This window comes from Actinocrispum sp. NPDC049592 (assembly GCF_040675465.1).
Taxonomy (GTDB): domain Bacteria; phylum Actinomycetota; class Actinomycetes; order Mycobacteriales; family Pseudonocardiaceae; genus Kibdelosporangium.
This window is the reverse complement of sequence record NZ_JBFAPA010000032.1, coordinates 1-18,669: the sequence shown is the minus strand read 5'-3', so window position 1 is coordinate 18,669 and position 18,669 is coordinate 1. Positions and strand designations below refer to the sequence as shown.

General features: G+C 68.9%; 11 protein-coding genes. 5 read left to right on the top strand and 6 right to left on the bottom strand.

Going from position 1 to position 18,669, the window contains the following annotated elements:
• Nucleotides 1–2 precede the first annotated feature (2 nt).
• From AB0J95_RS49875 to AB0J95_RS49865, 3 genes are all read right to left on the bottom strand, one after another.
• Nucleotides 3–713: a helix-turn-helix transcriptional regulator gene (locus AB0J95_RS49875; RefSeq protein WP_364773666.1), complete on the bottom strand. Its 711-nt coding sequence runs from the start codon at nt 711–713 to the stop codon at nt 3–5.
• Nucleotides 714–974: 261 nt separating this feature from the next.
• Nucleotides 975–1,736, bottom strand: coding sequence for a VC0807 family protein (locus AB0J95_RS49870; protein WP_364773665.1), 762 nt, complete (start codon nt 1,734–1,736; stop codon nt 975–977).
• 75 nt (nt 1,737–1,811) lie between these two features.
• Nucleotides 1,812–3,782: an ABC transporter ATP-binding protein gene (locus tag AB0J95_RS49865; protein ID WP_364773664.1), complete on the bottom strand. Its 1,971-nt coding sequence runs from the start codon at nt 3,780–3,782 to the stop codon at nt 1,812–1,814.
• Between the two features lie 221 nt (nt 3,783–4,003).
• Between AB0J95_RS49865 and AB0J95_RS49860 the strand changes: the two genes are divergently transcribed.
• From AB0J95_RS49860 to AB0J95_RS49840, 5 genes are all read left to right on the top strand, one after another.
• Complete coding sequence (locus AB0J95_RS49860; RefSeq protein WP_364773663.1) at nt 4,004–5,248, top strand: serine/threonine protein kinase; 1,245 nt, start codon at nt 4,004–4,006, stop codon at nt 5,246–5,248.
• Nucleotides 5,249–5,365: 117 nt separating this feature from the next.
• A complete protein-coding gene (locus AB0J95_RS49855) occupies nt 5,366–6,586 on the top strand; it encodes an extracellular solute-binding protein (RefSeq protein ID WP_364773661.1) in 1,221 nt (406 codons plus the stop codon).
• Complete coding sequence (locus tag AB0J95_RS49850; protein WP_364773659.1) at nt 6,587–7,495, top strand: sugar ABC transporter permease; 909 nt, start codon at nt 6,587–6,589, stop codon at nt 7,493–7,495.
• Nucleotides 7,492–8,463 carry a carbohydrate ABC transporter permease gene (locus AB0J95_RS49845; protein WP_364773657.1) on the top strand — a complete coding sequence of 324 codons (972 nt, stop codon included), beginning with the start codon at nt 7,492–7,494 and terminating at the stop codon, nt 8,461–8,463. Before AB0J95_RS49850 ends, AB0J95_RS49845 begins: the two co-directional genes overlap by 4 nt.
• On the top strand, nt 8,354–9,718 hold the full coding sequence (locus AB0J95_RS49840) for a GH1 family beta-glucosidase (RefSeq protein WP_364773681.1): 1,365 nt from the start codon (nt 8,354–8,356) through the stop codon (nt 9,716–9,718). Before AB0J95_RS49845 ends, AB0J95_RS49840 begins: the two co-directional genes overlap by 110 nt.
• 5 nt (nt 9,719–9,723) lie before the next feature.
• Here AB0J95_RS49840 and AB0J95_RS49835 read toward each other — a convergent pair whose 3' ends face one another.
• The 3 genes from AB0J95_RS49835 to AB0J95_RS49825 form a co-directional block, all read right to left on the bottom strand.
• On the bottom strand, nt 9,724–13,452 hold the full coding sequence (locus tag AB0J95_RS49835) for a BTAD domain-containing putative transcriptional regulator (RefSeq protein ID WP_364773656.1): 3,729 nt from the start codon (nt 13,450–13,452) through the stop codon (nt 9,724–9,726).
• Between the two features lie 119 nt (nt 13,453–13,571).
• Entirely contained in the window at nt 13,572–16,856 is a 3,285-nt protein-coding gene (locus AB0J95_RS49830; RefSeq protein ID WP_364773654.1) for a BTAD domain-containing putative transcriptional regulator, read from the bottom strand.
• Nucleotides 16,857–18,061: 1,205 nt separating this feature from the next.
• Nucleotides 18,062–18,669, bottom strand: a 608-nt coding sequence (locus tag AB0J95_RS49825; RefSeq protein ID WP_364773653.1) for a DUF222 domain-containing protein, incomplete at its 5' end; no start/stop codon positions are given.

The following is an 18,669-nucleotide window of genomic DNA, read 5'->3' as shown; positions in this document are numbered from 1 at the left end:
GCTCACGCGGACTCGGCGGCGGCGTCCTTGACGTACTCCGGCAGGATCTTGGGAGGCCACGAGCCGACCTCGAAGATCCCCATCGAGTAGGCCTTGGAGATCAGCGCGGCCCGGTTGGAGACCTTGAGCTTCCGCAGCAGCGCGGCCACGTGGTACTCCACCCCGCCGCGGCTGAGGTAGAGGTGCGCCGCCAGCTGCGGGGTGGTCACCCCGGCCGCCACGCCCTCCAGGATCCTGGCGTCCATCTTGGTCAGCAGCTTGCTGCGCCGGGCGAGGCCCTTGCTGACCTGCTCGCCGCTTTCCGGGCGCACCAGCACCATCACGCCGTCGACCTGGCCGCCGTCGCCGTGGACCGCCAGACCGGTGAGCTCCGCGGTGAAGGCGGCGTTGCCGGGCCGCAGGGCCACGATCCGGTCGGTGAACCGGGCGCGCTGGCCGTAGACCAGCCGGGACAACTGCTGGGTGATCTTCTCGCGGACGCTCGGGTGCAGCAGGTCGCCGAACTCGCGGCCGTGCACCTCACGGGGCGAGCGGCCGAACTGGCGGCAGAAGTCGCTGTTGGCCTCCACCACGCGGCTGGAGTGGTCGAAGTGCGCCACGCACAGGCCGGAGCGCTCGAAGAACGAGTTGAAGGCGTTCGGGTTGCCGTCGAAGCGACGGGACTGCGAGGGCACCTGTGCGCCTGGGGCGACGGTGGCAAGGTCCACGCTCATTTGCATTCCTCCGCGACGTACACGAGGGCGGCACCGACTCCCCTGCCCTCAACCTCTGGTGGAACAAAGCTTGGCCTAGCCCACTTCATGGCCTCACCACAGAACCTTCACGGCGTATAGAGCCGTATGAAGGAAACACCTAGTCCGATCGAGACTGGCATTTTCACGGCGTGTCGCCGTCTCTACACCATCTTCACCACTATTAGCGGAACCCCCTCGCGGACGGTGTCCACGAGGGGGTTTCCCGCATACTCCAGGTAATCACTCAGCGGTGGCGGTACGCGGCTTGAGCTGGTGGAAGTACGTGTACATTCCCACCGGTTCCGGCCGGTCCTGTTCGGGCAGGAAACCCCGGCCTTTCCGGAAATGCCTGCGCAGATACCAGCTCTGCCAGAACTGCAGGAAAACCACGATGTCGAGCGCCATGATGCCCAGCAGCAACGGAGCGAGGTCGACCGGTGCCAGAAACGCTATGCCCAGCCGGACGGCGCCGGTCAGCAGGCACAGACCGGCCCACACCTTGGTCGAGTAGACCCACGGTTTGCGGAACCAGGAGTCACTCGTGAACCACCAGTCCCACTCCCGGGTCCGCAGCCGCTCGCGCGCCGGAGTGTTGTCCAGCAGCGAGCGAATCAGCAGGTAGACCAGGGGACGACCGGCCACGAGCGAAACCAGGCAGGCCAGCGCGATGCCCAGCGACACCCACCCGTCCATGGACAGCAGCAGCCGGGCGCTGCCGTCCAGCACCGACGCCGTGTTCGACGCGGCCACAATGGCCAGGACGAACAGTTCGAATGCGTCGATCCGCCTGCCGCGGACGATCCGGTAGGCGAAATACACCACCGCGGGCACCGATGTCAGCACCAGTGCGGTGATCTGCGGGACACCGAACGCACGCAGTGCGTAGTACCCCGCGACCGGAATCACCACATCGATCACGATCTTCGCGATCATCGGCAGGTAGGTCAGCTTCTCCGGTTCGATGTCGACGGCCGGGACATTTGCCTCTGTCGAGGTCGGCATTCACTTCACCTCTCCCTCGCGCGCCTCGCATGTGGTGCGAAATAGAGACGCCGATCGGGTCGTAGACAACCGCCGTCAGTAACGGCGGCGGGACGGCGCGAGCTCGCGCGTCGGGACGTGCATCCACTGCTCCTCCGCGACCCGCGACTGCTGCGAGCGGCGTCGCATGGGGAACCAGCTGAAGCCCGTGTAGCCGCCGGCCATGGAGGCGTACACCGAACCGGACATACGGGAGTACTCACGCTCGGACATCCGGGCGGGAACGGGCTCCGGCTCGGGCTGTTCGGGCTGGGTGGGACCGATGCGCAGGGCCGCGATCAGGTCTCGGTAGAGCTCGTCGCGGGCCAGCAGCTCGTTGTGCGTGCCGGCCGCGCGGGCGGCACCCTTCTCCATGACGACGATCAGGTCGGCGTCGATGACCGTGGACAGCCGGTGCGCGATGGTGACCACCGCACCGGACTGGCCGGCCGCCTTGATGCAGTCCTGCACCGCCGACTCGGTGATGCCGTCGAGCTGGGCGGTGGCCTCGTCGAGCAGCAGGATCTGCGGCCGCGCGACCAGCGCGCGGGCCAGGGCGATGCGCTGGCGCTCGCCACCGGACATGGTGGTCGCGGTCAGGTCGGTGTCCAGCGCGTTCTGGATCGACTCGAACTTCGGCGCCAGCCGGACCTTGCGCAGCGCCTCCCAGATGTCGCCGTCCGAGGCGTCCTGGCGGAAGTAGGAGAGGTTGTAGCGCAGGCTGCCGGGCAGCAGCGGGGTCTCCTGCTCCACGTAGACGATCTTGCCGCGCAGCTGGTCGAGCGACCACTGGGTGGTGGACACGCCCTCCAGGCGCACCTCGCCTGCGCTGATGTCCATGAACCGCAGCAGCAGCGTGAAGATCGTGGTCTTGCCGGCGCCGGACGGGCCGACGATCGCGGTGTGCCCGTAGCGAGGGATGCGCAGGTTCAGGTTCTGGATGACCGGCGGCTTGGCCGGGTCGTAGGTCGCCGTGACGCCCTGGAACTCCGCGACGAACTGGTTGTTGCTCGGCGGCACCGTGATGGCGTTCGGCGAGTCGTGCTCGGTCTCCAGCGTGTCGATCTCGGCGATCCGGGCGGCGGCGGCCAGGCCGACCTGCAGCTCGGCCACCGAGGCGATGGTCTGCATCACCGGGTCGACCAGCTGCAGCGCGTAGAGCAGGAACGCCACCAGGGTGGCCACCGTGATCAGGCCGTCGGAGATCTGCCACGCGCCGATGGCCAGCACGATCATGATGGCCAGCTGTGAACCCGCTCCGGCGATCACCGCCGACATGGTCTGGATCACCGACGCCTTGATGCCCTGGTTCGCGGCCTCCTGGGCCTCGCCGAGCACCCGCTCGCCCTCACGGCCCTCCGAACGGCTCGCCTTCACCGTCTTGATCGCGCGCAGGACGCTGTCCAGCGTGCCGCCCAGCCGGCCGATCGCGTCCTGCGTGCGCTCGTTCGCGCGCGCGAGACCGGGCATCAGCAGCGAGACGATCAGGAAGATCACCGCGATGCTGCCCACCGTGATCAGCAGCAGCATCGGCGCGAGCACCAGCATCAGCACGATCGAGCCGATCAGCATGATCAGCGACTTGGTCAGCTGGACGATGCTGTTGGCCGTCGCCCGGCGCAGCAGCGTCGAGTCGGAGGTCACCCGGGCGACCAGCTCGCCGCCGGGGTGTTTGGACAGCGCCGTGGTCTTGGCGCGCAGCAACTTGTAGACCATGTTGGCACGGGCCGAGTACACGACCCGCTCACCGAGGCGGCCGAGCAGCACGCCCTGGCCGAAGCCGAGCAGCGCGGCCGCGGCGACCAGCACCACGATCGGCAGCAGGACATCCATGATCGGCTGGTTCTTACCGAGGTTGTCGAGCACCTGGCGGATGCTCATGGGCAGGGCGAGACCGGCGGCCGCGGCGCCGATCCCGAAAACCAGGCCCAGCGCAAGCGTTTTCTTATGCGGGCCGACGAACGACAACAACATCTTCAGGCTCTTGGGCCGCTCTGGCTCGGCCTCTGGCACTGCGGCTGCAGGCATGGACATAACGCTCCCCTAGGGCCACACGTGATTTCCTGGCGGCCAGTCTGACCCGCCGACGGCATTCATCTCCTGGCTGAAATATCAGTCGGACCGAGGTATGACCGCACGTCAGCGGCGCTCTTCCAGGGAATCACCTGGTTTGCCGGCACGGGTGGAATCCCTACACCGTGACCATTTCCGGGGTTTTCACCAGTGCCGCCGCGGATAGCTTCCCAGGCATGGAAGCCACCCAATTCCAGCACGGCGAAGGCGTGCGCCCGGCGCCGCTGCCGGACTGCCGGCGGCCCGGTTGCTCAGGCCGCATGCTCGACCACATCTGCGTCGTCTGCGGCGCGAGCGACAAACCCGGCGCGACACCGCCGGGCGACTGGCTCACCCAGGAGCCGGTCACCGCGCAGAGCGCGGCGCCCAGCCACCTGGAGATGGCCGCGCCGACCGCGTGGATCCGGCCGCCCGCGCCGCAGCCGCGCAAACCGGCCGGGCCGACGCTGGGCGCGGGCCTGGTGGACGTGCCGGTGATGCCCTACCGCGACCCGACCGCCGCGATCATGCGGAACCCGATGGTGGCCGAGGAGGCCCGGTTCTGCGTGGGGTGCTTCTCCCCGGTCGGCCGCAGCGACGGCCGCAGGCCCGGCGACGCCGAGGGCCGGTGCTTCCAGTGCGGCACGCCCTTCTCGTTCGTTCCCAAGCTGCAGACCGGTGACGTGGTCGGCGCGGTCTACGAGGTGATGGGCTGCCTGAGCTACGGCGGCCAGGGCTGGATCCACCTGGCCAAGGACCACCGCCGGGGCGAGTGGGTGGTGCTCAAGGGCATGATCCACACCGGCAACCCGGAGGCGCTGGCCGCGGCCATGGCCGAGCAGCAGTTCCTGCGCGAGGTCGACCACCCGAACGTCGTGAAGATCCACGACTTCGTCTGGCACGAGCGGGCCAAGACCAACTTCCTGGTGATGGAGTACCTGGGCGGCCCGACCCTGCGGGACATCGCGCTGAACCACTACAACCAGACCCGCCGCGCGCTGCCCGACGAGCAGGTCATCGCCTACGGCCTGGAGATCCTGTCGGCCTTCGGCTACCTGCACAGCGTCGGACTGCTCTACTGCGACCTCAAGCCGAGCAACGTGCTGCAGGTGCGCGACCAGGTGAAGCTGATCGACCTCGGCGGCATGCGCCGGATCGGCGACAACAAGAGCCCGCTGATCCACACCGCCGGGTTCGCCGCGCCCGAGCTGGGCTCGTACGGTCCGTCGATCGCGTCGGACCTGTATGCCGTCGGGCGCACGATGGCGGCGCTGTCGACCGACTTCGAGAGCCGCAGCGCGGCCGACATGAACTTCACGCATACTCCCAGCCTGTCGCCCTACCACCGCGTCCTGGAGTGGGCCACCCACCCCGACCCGGCACATCGGCCCAGGTCAGCCGAGGTGATGGCGCACCACCTGAAGAAGTGCCTCACGCAGTAGAGAATTCATGAAGAGCCTGGTTGCAGGCTCGAACCCACCAGAGGGTCTCCTAGGAGGGTTCGAGCTTTGGCAAGGCATGGATTCACACTGCTAGCCATCGCGGCCACTGTCACCTCGATGATCGCGGGGTGCGGCAGCTCGACCGCGCAGGATGGCAAGACCAAGATCACCGTGGCCACGTTCGGGGAGTTCGGCTACGAGAAACTGTTCGCGGACTACCAGGCGGCGCACCCGGACATCCAGATCGAGAGCCGGGTCGCCGAGTTCGACGCACACCACAAGAGCTTCATCACCCAGCTGGCCACCGGCCGGGGCGCCGCGGACATCGTCGCGGTGGAGGAGCAGTACCTGCCGCAGTTCCGGCAGTCGACCGACAAGTTCGCCAACCTGGCCGACTTCGGCGCGCTGCGGCTGAAGGACCAGTGGACGCCGTGGAAGTGGGAGCAGGGCGTCACCGACGGCGGCAAGTTCGTCATGGGTCTCGGCACGGACATGGGCGGCCTGGCCATGTGCTACCGCCGGGACCTGTTCGAGAAGGCCAAGCTGCCCACCAACCGCGATGAGGTCGCCAAGCTCTGGCCGACCTGGGAGGACTTCGCGAAGGTGGCCGACAGGTTCGGCAAGGCCAAGACCGGCGCCAAGTTCACCGACTCGGCGGGCACCGTCTACGCGGCCATGCTCAACCAGGCCACCGAGAACTACTTCGCGGCCAAGGACGACTCGTTCATCGCCGACCGCAACCCGAACCTGCAGCACGCCTTCTACCTGGCCGGGGGGATCGGGGTGAAGGGGCAGACCGCGGCGGTGGCGACCTACAGCACGCCGTGGACCGTGGGTCTCAAGCAGGGCTCGTTCGCCACGCTGGCCTGCCCGGCCTGGATGCTCGCGCTGATCGAGCAGGCGGCCGGCCCGGAGAACGCGGGCAAGTGGGACGTCACCACGATCCCGAACTCGGGCGGCAACCAGGGCGGTTCGTTCCTGACCATCCCCAAGCAGGGCGCGCACCAGAAGCAGGCCTATGAGCTGGCCAGCTGGCTGACCGCGCCGGAACAGCAGAAACGGCTGTTCAAGGACAAGGGGATCCTGTCCAGCGAACCGGCGGTCTACCACGATCCGGAAGTGCTGCAAACGACCAACCACTATTTCAGTGACGCGCCCATCGGGCAGATCTTCGCCAAGTCCGCGGACTCGCTCACGCCGAATTATCGTGGGCTGCACGATGCCGATGTACGGCCCAACTTCGGCCGGGCACTGGGCCGGATCGAGGAGAAGTCGCAGGGGATCACGGACGCGTTCAGCGAGGCGGTCAAGGACGCCCGCGCAGCCATCATCAAGTAGTTGTCCTCGGACGGAAGGTACGCGCCGGAGTTGCTGGACCGACGACTCACCCCATACCTGTTCATCGCGCCGTTCTTCGTGGTGTTCGCGTTGTTCGGAGTGTTCCCCACGCTGTACACCAGCTGGGTCTCGCTGCACGACTGGCAGCTGATCAACGGGGACCAGGGGTTCGTCGGGCTGGCCAACTACGCGCAGGTGCTGGCCGACCCGAAGTTCTACAACGCGCTGGCCAACACGGTCAGCATCTTCCTCATCGGCGCGATCCCGCAGACCATCCTGGCACTGGGGATCGCGCTGCTGCTGGACCGTCCACTTCGGATGGCGACGGCCTGGCGGGCCGGGATCGTGCTGCCCAACGTGGTGTCGGTGGCGGCCGTGGCGCTGGTGTTCGCACAGCTCTACGGCCGGGACTACGGGGTGGTGAACTGGGTTCTGGGCCTGGTGGGCATCGATCCGGTGTCCTGGCAGGCCCACACCTGGTCCTCGCACCTGGCCGTCGCCTCGATGGTGGCCTGGCGGTGGACCGGGTACAACGCGTTGATCTACCTCGCGGCGATGCAGGCCGTGCCTGCCGAGCTCTACGAGGCCGCCGCCGTGGACGGTGCGTCCCGGTGGCGGTCGTTCTGGTCGGTGACCCTGCCGGGCATCCGGCCGACGCTGCTGTTCACCGTGGTGGCCTCGACCATCAACGGGCTGCAGCTGTTCACCGAGCCGCAGCTGTTCGGCAACACCAACGTCGGCGGCAACGACCGCCAGTTCCAGACCGTCACGATGTACTTGTACGAGAAGGGGTTCACCGGGCTCGACGCCGGTTACGCGGCGGCGATCTCCTGGGTCATGTCGATGATCTGCGTCCTGTTCGCGCTGGTGAACGTGCTCATCGCCCGGCGCCTGATCAGAAAGGCATGACCATCCGCACTTCTCCGTCTTCGCTTGTGCGCGGCCGCAGACCGAGGCCGCTGGTCTACGGCGCCCTGATCGCGGTCGTGGCCGGCTCGGTGTTCCCGATGTACTGGTCGTTCGTGGTGTCCACACAGGACAACTCGGCGATCGGGTCGGCGACGCCGGTGCTGCTGCCGGGCGGGCACCTGCTCGAGAACATCGACCGGGTGTTCACCACGGTGGACTTCTGGCTGGCCATGCAGAACTCGCTGATCGTGGCGACGACGGTGTCGGTGTCCAACGTGTTCCTGGCCTCGCTGGCCGGGTTCGCCTTCGCCAAGCTGCGTTTTCCCGGCCGCAACGGGCTTTTCCTGTTCGTGATGGCCACCGTGATGATCCCCGCGCAGCTGGGCATCATCCCGTTGTACCTGGTGGTGGACCGTCTCGGTTGGTACGGCCGGCTGGAGGCGGTGATCGTGCCCGGGCTGGTGAGCGCGTTCAGCGTGTTCTGGATGCGCCAGGCGGCCCATGAGTCCATTCCGGACGATCTGGTGGACGCCGCCCGGCTGGACGGTGCCCCGATCGCCAGGATCTACTGGCATGTCGCGCTGCCCGCCTTGCGCCCGCATGCCGCCGTACTGGCCATGCTGACCTTCATGGCCTCGTGGAACGACTACTTCTGGCCGCTGGTGGTGCTGGACCCGAACGAGGCGCCGACCGTGCAGGTCGCCCTGTCGAGGCTGGCCAGTGGCTACTTCACCGACTACACCCTGATGCTCACCGCGGCGACCATCGCCGTCATCCCGGTGATCCTGTTGTTCCTGTTGCTGTCGCGGTACATCATCCGCGGGTTCGTGAAAGGTGTCCCCCATGGCCGAGACTCTGCTGCGCTTCCCGACCCGGTTCCTGTGGGGCGCGGGGACGTCGTCGTACCAGATCGAGGGCGCGGCGGCGGGGCGCGGAGAGTCCATCTGGGACACGTTCTGCGCCGTTGACGGCAACGTGCTCGGCGGGGACGACGGCCGGATCGCCTGCGACCACTACAACCGGTACACCGACGACGTCCGGCTGATGTCCGAGCTGGGCCTTGGCGCGTACCGGTTCTCGGTGTCCTGGCCGCGGGTGATGCCGGACGGCAAGCGGCTGGCGCCCGAGGGCCTGGACTTCTACAGCCGTCTGGTGGACGAGCTGCTGGCGCGCGGGATCGAGCCGTTGCCGACGTTGTTCCACTGGGACCTGCCGCAGGCGCTGGAGGACGAGGGCGGCTGGCGCAGCCGGGACACCGCGGAACGGTTCGCCGAGTACGCGGTGGTCGTGCATGACGCTCTGGGCGACCGGATCCGGCAGTGGACGACTATCAACGAACCGTTCTGTTCGGCGTTCCTGGGCTACGGCAGCGGTGTGCACGCCCCTGGTGTGCGCGAGCCGGGAACCGCGCTTGTGGCAGCACACCACCACCTGCTCGCCCACGGGCGCGCGGTCACGGCGCTGCGGGCACAGGCACGGCCGGACCAGGTTTTCGCGCTGGCGTTGAACTTCGCGCCCGCGCTGGCCGACGGCGGCTCGCCCGCGCATCTGGAGGCGGTCCGCAAGTGGAACGCCATCCACAACCGGTTCTTCCTGGATCCCGTGCTGGGCCGGGGATACGCCGAGGACGTGCTCGCCGACGTGGCCCACCTGGACGCCCTGGAGCCGGCCATCAAGGACGGCGACCTGGAGGTCATCGGCGCGAAGATCGACTGGCTGGGCGTGAACTTCTATGCGCCCACGAGGGTCACGCCGATCGACGACCCGGCCCAGCCCAGCAACGCCCCGCTGCCCGGCCTGCGCGGCATGAACGTGCTGCCCGCGCGAGGTCCGCTGACCGCGTTCGGCTGGGAGCAGACGCCGTCGTCACTGACCGACCTGTTGCAGTGGCTTCATTCGTACTGTGACGGACTTCCGTTGGTGGTGGCCGAGAACGGCGCGTCCTTTGAGGACAAAGTCTCGCCCGACGGCCACGTGCACGACACGCAGCGGACGGCCTACTTCGCCTCGCACATCCGTGCCGTGCACGACGCCATCGAGTCCGGTGTGGACGTCCTCGGCTACGTGGCCTGGTCGCTGCTGGACAACTTCGAGTGGTCCATGGGCTACTCGCAGCGGTTCGGCCTGATCCACGTCGACTTCGACTCGTTGCGCCGCACGGTCAAGGACAGCGCCCGCTTCTACAGTGAAGTGATCTCGCGCAACGCCGTCCCCGCCGGGTAGCTCCGCTACCCGTCCTGGGCCCGCCGGTTCACCTCGTCCGCGATACCGGTCCGCGTCTGGGTGTCGAGCTTGCCCAGGACACTCGCCACGTGCGTCTGGATGTTGCGCCGCGGCAGCGCCAGCTGACCGGCGATGTGCGGGTTGGAATAGCCGGCCGCGACCAGTGTCGCGACCCGCACCTCCAACGGCGACAACGCCTCCCAGCCGGTGTCCGGCCGTTCCGCCGCGGCCTGAACGGATCTGGTGATGCCCAGCGAGCCGAGGCGGTCCTCGGCCCGGCTGATGTCCCAGCGGGCGGACAGGTCCGCGTAGATCTCGACGGCCTCGTTCAACGTGGTGGACGCCCGGTCGGTGTGCCCCGCCGTGCCGAGCAGGACCGCCGCGTCCTCCAACGCCTCGGCCAGCTCCATCCGCCTGCGCACCTTGCGGTAGTGCGCAGCCGCGCGTAAGACTCGTGCGGAGTCGTTCTCCAGCAGGCCATGCGCCCACTCGGCGGCGGCGAACGCCCGCGCGGGCTGCTTTTCCCGTTCGGCCTCGCCCACGCACACGCGTAACGCCGCGGTCGCCAGGTCCCGGTCCCCCGCCGACAGCGCCAGCCGGACGAACCTCGGCAACCACTGGTGCCGCAGCAGCATCTGCGCGTACGTGGGGTTGAGCAACGGTTTCAACGCGTCCAGCGCCTGGTCCACGTCGCCCCTGCGCTCGGCCACGATCGAGTTCGCGGCCAAGAGGAAGTCGAAGCTGTCCCGTTCCGAGCCGGTCGCCGGGGCGAACCCCTCGGCCTGGTCCAGGTGCGCCGCGGCCTGGCTCTCCTCGTCGCGGCGGGCGGCGATCAGCGCCGCGACCCCGTGCAGCAGAAGCATCGCCGCACCGGGTTCACGAAGGCCGTAGAACGTGATCGCGGGCCCGTCCTCGGTCACCGTGTCCAGCTCGACGAGAGCATCGTCCCACTGCCCGGTCCAGTAGTGGTGCACGGCCGCGGAAACCTGAAGGCCCACCGGCAAAGCATAGGTCGCGGCCACCTCGCGCGCGGTGGTCAGCGCGTGGCCCGCCTCGGCCAGCCGATCGAGGTTCTGCAGGGTGAACATCCGGTTGTCGAGCAGGTCCAGGTGCATGCCGGCCAGGTCGGCCCGGCCCCGCACGGCCGCGATCGCATCGTCCACATGCGACAGTGCCGCGCTGTGGTCCCGGTAGACCGACTTCACCAGCCACAACGTCTGCAACGCGTGCGCGGTCAGGTACGGGTCGCCGTCGGTGTCCGCCAACGCGGTGAGAGCGTTGCGCTCCATGGCTTCCAGGTCGTCCAGACCACCACGGCGGAAGTTGGCGAGCAGCTGCTTGTGCCGGATCCGCCAGATCTCCGGCACGCCCGGGTCCTCCGACCAGCGCTCGATCACGTCGATCGCGGCCCGCTGCCTGCCCTTGCGGAACAGCATCGCGGCGAGCATCTCCCGGACCGCGGCCGCGCGGACCGGGTCGGTGACCTCCTCGAGCGCCTGGCGCGCCAGGGCTTCGGGTTTGCGCTCCAACCGGAACAGCACGGTGACCAGGCCGGCGATCAGGACCTCGCGATGCGGGTCGTCGCGGTCCACGCGTTCCACCGCCCGCTCAAGCAGATCCACCGCGATCAGCGGGGCGCGGTTGGACAACGCGCTGTGGTGCGTGGAAAGCCACTCGATCACCCAGGGCGCGGTGGCCGAGGGCGCCGCCGACAGCTGCTCGGCCACCCGCTGGACCGGCGCGCCCGCGTCCGCCATCGCCTTGGCGGCCTGCAGGTGCAGCTTGTCCTTGTCGGTGTCCGCGAGCCGCTCGTAGAACACTTGGTGCACCAGCGAATGCCGGAACACCATGTACTCGTCCGCCTCGATCAGCACGTTGGCGGCGACCGCCTCCTCGAACGCGGGGAACAGGTCGACCGGCCGCTGGTCCATCACAGTGGCGACATCGGCGACGGCGAACCGGATACCCAGCAAAGCCGCGCAGCTCAACACATCGCGCGTCCCCGGGGACAGGCACTCGAGGCGGCCGTCCACCGCGTCCACAAGGGACTCCGGGGCGACGAAGTCGATGGTGTCGTCCACGTCGCAGCCGCCATTGACCGGCCGGATGGCCTGGCCCTCGACCAGCGCCTGGACGATCTCCCTGACGTAGAACGGGTTCCCGGCCGCGCGGGCGACGAGGCTGCGCAGCCGCGGCCCGGGCTCGGTGCCCACCATCGCGCGCACAAGGGTCTTGGTGTCGGTGGCGGGCAACGGGCGCAACGGGATGAACACACCGTCGCCGACGTCCGCCCTGTGCCGCAACCGTTCCAGCTCGTTGTGGTCGGCCACCGGGCGGCACGCGGCGACCAGCAGCAGCGGGAGCTGGCGGGTGGCCGCGGTCAGCCGCCGCCACACCTGCAGGCTCACGTTGTCCGCCCACTGCAGGTCATCCACGACCAGCACCAGCGGCGCCCGCACACACAGCTCGTCGACCAGGGCCAGCAGGTTGTCCACCGCCGCCAGGATCGGGTCGGTCTGCGCCCAGGCCCACCCGGCCGGCTCGGGCCCGGCCAGCTCGGTGGCCAGCACGGCCCGGCGCGGGTCGGCCGCGTTCGGCGCGATCCCCAGGCAGTCCTTGAGAACCTGCAAGGGAACCCGCGAGCTCATCTCGTGGCAGGTGCCCCAGCCGACCTGACAGCCGCGGGCACTGGCGTCGGCCAGCGCGACCGCGAGCAGGTCCGTCTTGCCGATGCCCGGCTCACCCTCGATCCACACCACCCGCCCGCGCCCGTCGACCACGTCGGTCACCAGGTCGCGCAACTGCTCGACCTCGGCAGCCCGGCCGACGAACAGGCCCGCCGCGTCCTGCTCGACCGCGCGCTGCGCGTGCACCGGGACAACGGACACCAGTGCGGCCGCTTCGGGTTCCTGCTGCTCGGGCTCGGCGGGTGCCTCGGCAGTGTCCACAAGGTCCAGTGCGGGGTCGAACGCCAGCACCTGCTCGTGCAGGCGGCGCAACGGCTCGCCCGGTTCCACGCCGAGCTCCTCGATCAGCGCGACCCGCGCCTCGCGGAACACCTCCAGCGCGTCGGCGTGCCGCCCGCTGCGGTACAGCGCCAGCATCAGCAGCTCGCGGAACGACTCCCGGACCGGGTGCTCGCGGACCAGGCTCGCCAGCTCCGCGCACAGCTCCCGGTGCTCCCCCAGCGCCAGCATCGCCGCGGCCCGCCACTCGATCGCGGTCAGCCGCGCGTGCGCGAGCCGTTCGCGTTCCGCCTCCGCCCACGGACCGGGCACCCCGGACAACGCGTCGCCGTGCCACAAAGCCAAAGCCGCGTCCAGCGCCTCGACCACCGCCGTGTGGTCGCCCTGGCTCGCGCTCTTCACCGCGTCCTCGCAGAACCGCTCGAAGACCAGCGTGTCCAACGTGGACGGATCAACCCGGACCGCGTACCCGGTGTTGTCCGACATCAGCAGGCTGACCGTGGACCGGCCGGAGCGGGCCGGGTCCAGCGCCCGGCGCAGGCCGGAGATGTAGGTGTGCAGGTTGCCCTCGACGCTGGCCGGCCGGTGGTCGCCCCAGACCGCGGCGATCAGCTCCGCGCGGGTGATCGACCGGCCCGCACGGGCGGCCAGCACGGCGAAGACGGCCCGCTGGCGCGGTGGTCCGAGGGTGATCTCCGCTGAGTTTCGCCACGCCCGCAAGGGGCCGAGCAGTTCGACCCGGAGTGCGGCGCTGGCTTGCGGTGACATGGTGGCGGCCCCAAGTATCCGATTCGGCGAGTGAGCGGTCATGTGTCCGCGGTTACAGACGCATCAAACCTACGAATCGTTGCCGTACCGTCAATTTTTCGTGGCAGAAAGTGGACATGTCAGTTCTCAGCCGCGCGAGCGAGGGCCGGCAGGCACGCCGCCTGGGTGATCAGGGCAGGCTGGTCTGCCCCGGAGGGCACCATGGTCGCCCGGCGCACCCCGAAGGGCCGCATTCGCGCCTCGGCGCGGCGAACGTCCCATCCGGCACCCATTTGCGTGTACGTCACCAGGGCCGTCCGCAGCGCGCTCCTGGCCTCGTCCAACCGGCCGTGCTTGGCCAGCAGGGCGGCCGCGTCCTCCAGCGTCCGGGCAAGTTGCAGAACGCGGTCAGTCGTCCGGTAGTAGGCCGCGGCGGCGAGGATCCGGTCCGGGTTCTCGGTCACCAGGCCCTGGCAGTGCGCGGCGACCGCCTGCGACTCCCCATGGGACACCCCGTCCTCGACGACCTGGACGGCGTGCATGGCGTGGATCGCGCGTTCGCGGTCACCTGTCCGCATCGCGAGCCGCGCCAGGTGCGGCAGCCACTGGTGGCGCATGGACGAGGGGTAGTGCGGGTCGAGGATCGGCGTGAGCGCGTCCAGCGCGTGCTCCGGCCGTCCCTCCTGTTCGGCCAGCAAAGCCGTTGCGGCCATGAGGAAACCGGCCGCGTCCGGGTCGAAGTCGGCGGTCGAGCTCTGCGGGAACGAGTGCTCGGTCGCGGCCCGCAGGTATCCCCTGGCGTTGTCGACATCGCCGCGGTGACCGGAGATCGTCGCCGCGAGACCGTTGACCAGCAGCACCGCGCCGGGCGCGCGCAACATGTACGACGAGGTCTCCGGGCAGCCGCGCAGCACCGTGCGGACCTCCTCGGCCGCCTCGGACCACCGGCCGACCCAGTAGCAGTGCACCGCACCGGCCAGGTGGATCTCGCCCGGGATCGCCCGCGCGGGCGCCATCCGGCGGGCCACCGCGAGCGACGCGGACATGTCGTCCGCGAACAGCCCGTCGTCCAGCAGCTTCGGCGCGGACAGCACCGGCATGCTGGTCTCGCCGCGGTCCAGCCGTTCCCGCAGCCGTATGTGCCTGGTGCGCCAGATGTCCGACACCGAGCCGTCCGCCAGCGTCCGGCGGACCTCCTCGGCGGCCTCCATCCGGTGGCCCCGGCGGTACTGCAGATAGGCGAGGATCCAGCGCATCTCGGCCGCGCACTGGCTGTCCGCGGTCCGGGCCAGCACCAGGCGGGCCTCGGTGGACGGTTCCTGGCCGAGCCAGAACAGCAAGCGGGCCAAGGTGATCGTCAGCGTCTCGCGCACGGCGGGCGTCATGGTCCCCTGCGCGACCGCGTGCCGCAGCAGATCCACTGCCACGTAAGGGGAATCGGTGGCGATCTGGCCGATGTTCCTGGTCAGCCACTCGCTCACCCAGGTGTCCACCGGCACCTTCGCGGCGGTCAGCTGCTCGGCGACCCGGCTGGCCGGGGCGCCGCCGTTGGCCAGCGACTCGGCCAGCTGGCGGTGCAGCGCGACCCGCATACTCGCCGGGGTCTTCTGGTAAAGCACTTGGCCCACAATGGGATGGCGGAACGACAGCCACTCGCCGGACTCCACCAGGAAGCCCGCGGTGAGCGCCTCGTCCACGGCGTCGGCCAGCTCGGCCACCGGCCGGTTCACCGCCGAGGCCAGGTCGCTCAGCGTGAACTCGCGGCCCAGCAGCGCCGCCCAGCGCAGCGCTTCCCTTGTCGGGCAGGACAAGAAGGTCAGGTGGTCGGCGATCCGGACACTCACCGACGGCGGCACGTGCCGGCCGACGTTCTCGGCCGGGTAGGCCTCGGCGCCGTCGACGATGATCTGCCCGCCCGCGACCAGCTTCTCGATCAGTTCCTTGATGTACAACGGGTTGCCGGCCGCCTGCGCGGCCAGCTGGGTCAGCTCGCGCCCGGGCGGGGCACCGGCGATGTGCTCGACCAGGCGCCGGACGGCCTTCTCCGCCAACGGTCCCACCGGCAGCACGAGATCGCCGCGCACGGCCAGGTCCAGCTTGACCTGCTCCAGGTCCTCGCGCTGCGGTAACGGGCGGCACGCGCCGACCAGCAGCAGCGGCAGCTCGTCGGTCAGCCGGATCAGGTGGCGCCAGACCTTCAACGTGGTGGCGTCGGCCCACTGCAGGTCGTCGGCGATCAGCACGACGGGCCGCTTCGCGCACATCTGGCGCACCAGCGGCACGATCTCGGCGGCCGTGTCGTCCGCGAACCGGGCTCCGGCGCAGTTGAGCAGATCGGTGACGAACGGCAGCGAGGGATGCGGGCCGAGTTCGTCCGCCGCGCCCCAGGCGATCAGGTACCGGGCGCCGGGCAGCGTGCCGAACACCTCGGCCAGCAGAGCGGACTTGCCGATGCCGGCCTCGCCGTGCACCAGTACAGCTGTACCGCGTCCGTCGGACAGGCTGGAGACCGCGGTGCGCAGCTTGCCGAGCATGTCCTCGCGGCCGGCGAACCGGTCGGCGCGCACGGGACGGTAGCGCGGCGCGTGGCTCTCGGGCGCGACGCGCAGGTTCATCGGGATGGTCGGCTGGTCCGCGGCCGGCGCCGCGTTCGGGCCGTTCTGCAGGATCTGCCCGTGCAGCTTGGTCAGCGCCGGGCTGGGTTCGGTGCCGGAGGCCTGGATCAGCTTCTCGCGCAGGTCGGCGAACACGGCGAGGGCCTCGTTGGTGCGGCCGGACTCGTGCAGCGCGCGCATCAGCAACCCGCGCAGCGTTTCGCGCAGCGGGTGTTCCTGGGTCAGCTGCGACAGGTCGGCGATGACCTGGGTGTGCCGGCGCGCGGCCAGGCCGATCTCGGCGCGCTGCTCGACGGCGGCCAGCCGCAGCTCGCCGAGCCGGGTGCGCTGCGCCTCGGCGAAGCCGCCGGTCAGCCCGGACAGCGCCTCGCCATGCCAGAGCTCCAGCGCCTCGTCCAGCGAGGTCAGCGCGGTGGTCAGCGAGCCGCTGGTGGAGGAGCGCTGGGCGTCCGCGCGCAGGGCGTCGAAGCGGTAGACGTCGACACAGCTGTGCGGCACGCGCAGCGAGTAGCCGGAGCCGACCGACTCCAGCAGGCCGTGGCCGGAGCGGCCGGACCGCTTGCCGCCCAGCGCCTGGCGCAGGCTGGAGACATAGGTGTAGATGCTGCCGTTGGCACTCGCCGGCGGGCGGTCGCCCCAGAGCGCGTCGACGAGCTCCTCGCGGGAGACGACGCTGCCCGGGGATAACGCCAGCAGGGCCAGCACGGTACGGCGGTGCGCGGACCCCAGCTCCAGCTCGGCCTGGTCGCGCCACCCCGTGACCTGGCCCAGAAGCTGGAGCCGGAGTACCGCGGTGTCGTTCGGAGTCATCTCATGTCCCCTCCTTGAGACGTGGCGGTCCGGCGACTTCGCGACCCGACAAGCAAGGCACGGGCCGCACTAGTCGGTTACACGGAATACGTGCAGGGTGACCGAGCGGTCTTTGCGGACGCGAACGGCCGTTTTCCGGAACCTTCACCACTCTCAACATGCAATGCCCATCCATCCTGACGACCGGGTCGTTCACGCCGTTTGCGCTGACGGACATGAAGAAGATTCGGTTCTCACCCGATTCACTTCCCATGCCCGAAACACCGTTCCCGACCTCGGCGGTATCGACCGAAAGGCGCAGACCAATCGACCGACTGTCCATGACGGATACACCCAAATGGACCAGACGAGCCGCACGATACCGGATGGATCCGGGCGATGGGAGTACTTCTTCACCCACGTCCGAATTCCCCGGCGAGCGCGACTAAACCTTTGTATCAGTGGGGAAAGCCATCAGCCGAACGAGACACGTGTGCCGGTCGCCGGGACGCTGGGTGATCAATTGCGTGAACAAAGGACAGCCTCACCGCCGCTGTCCAGCAACGATTCACTTGGCAATCGATAGCAATCAGACAGCGACAGCCCGTAGCGGTGGCATAAACCTGCCATGTATGCACATGCACGCATGGTCAATCACGGGATGATCAGCGCACATCAGGGCGTTTGTGCCGACCAGCTGCGGTTCTTTCCACGGTGACGGAGCGCAATTGTCAAAACGGGCAACCACAGACTGTCAATAAGGGAACCTACCGCATTCCGCGCAGACCCAGAACACGAAACTTTTCCACAACCACCCGCAGATGACCCCCGGGCAAGAACAAAGTGAACAGAAGCCTTTCGGGCACCCTACCCTGCCCACCCCCACTCCCCCACCCTGACGACAAGACAGAACGCCACAACCTCTTAACCAGAGCTTCACCCCACCAGCCCGCATCCCCACAGCAGCAACAAGATCGGGTGGTTGCCCGAATTTCCCCGGAGCGCGGCGTCGGTGCCCGACGGCCGGTGGGCGCTCCGCAGGGCTGAGCTGTGCTCGACTCCGGTCGTAACGGGGAGCGTTGGGATGGTCGTAACTGAACTTGGGGCCTATGGGTGTGGCGAGGGCAGGGTCGGGGTGGGTCTATGGGCACTTGATGGGTTGGGGCGCCTCGCCCAGCGCCTACTTCGAGCACACCGGTAGCCCAGGGATGGCGAGGTCCCTGGGGTCAGGCGGCGGTGGGGACGGGTCTTCGGGCGGAGTTGATTCTGGGGGTTCGGCTGGGGTCGATGTACGCGGGCGGGATGAACTGCGGGATGCGCTCGATCATCTGGATGGTCCAGTCGCTGCGGTGCACTAGTCGGTGGTGGTGTGGGCAGAGCAGGACGAGGTTGTCGATTTTGGTGGGGCCGTGGTTGCGCCAGTGGATGATGTGGTGGCCGTCGCAGGCACTGGCGGGTACTCCGCAACTGGGGAAGGCGCAGCCACCATCCCGGAGGATCAAGGCGCGGCGGATGTGGGCGGGGACGGTGTACGAACTGACACCGATGTCCAGGGGCTCAGACTTGCTGCCCAGCACGGCCGGGAACACGTGGCTGTCGCACGCGATGCGGCGGGCTTCCCGTGCGGTGAGGTAGGTGTCCGGGCCGACAAGGATGCGGTCATCGAGGTCCTTGAGCAGATCGTCATAGGAGATCGTGATGGCCACAGGGGTGCGCAGACCGTTCTTCGTGGGCTTGGCAGGGCACTGGGCGGCCATCCGCAAGGTCTCCACGAACGCATCAGCGGTGCGCTCAGCCTGACTCCGGTCGTCGGCACAGTCGGTGGGACGCTGCT

What these genes read in the sequence shown, in the direction of transcription:
- AB0J95_RS49875 (WP_364773666.1), bottom strand. Translation starts at nt 713, where the DNA reads ATGAGCGTGGACCTTGCCACCGTCGCCCCAGGCGCACAGGTGCCCTCG.
- AB0J95_RS49870 (WP_364773665.1), bottom strand. Translation starts at nt 1,736, where the DNA reads ATGCCGACCTCGACAGAGGCAAATGTCCCGGCCGTCGACATCGAACCG.
- AB0J95_RS49865 (WP_364773664.1), bottom strand. Translation starts at nt 3,782, where the DNA reads ATGCCTGCAGCCGCAGTGCCAGAGGCCGAGCCAGAGCGGCCCAAGAGC.
- AB0J95_RS49860 (WP_364773663.1), top strand. Translation starts at nt 4,004, where the DNA reads ATGGAAGCCACCCAATTCCAGCACGGCGAAGGCGTGCGCCCGGCGCCG.
- AB0J95_RS49855 (WP_364773661.1), top strand. Translation starts at nt 5,366, where the DNA reads ATGATCGCGGGGTGCGGCAGCTCGACCGCGCAGGATGGCAAGACCAAG.
- AB0J95_RS49845 (WP_364773657.1), top strand. Translation starts at nt 7,492, where the DNA reads ATGACCATCCGCACTTCTCCGTCTTCGCTTGTGCGCGGCCGCAGACCG.
- AB0J95_RS49835 (WP_364773656.1), bottom strand. Translation starts at nt 13,452, where the DNA reads ATGTCACCGCAAGCCAGCGCCGCACTCCGGGTCGAACTGCTCGGCCCC.
- AB0J95_RS49830 (WP_364773654.1), bottom strand. Translation starts at nt 16,856, where the DNA reads ATGACTCCGAACGACACCGCGGTACTCCGGCTCCAGCTTCTGGGCCAG.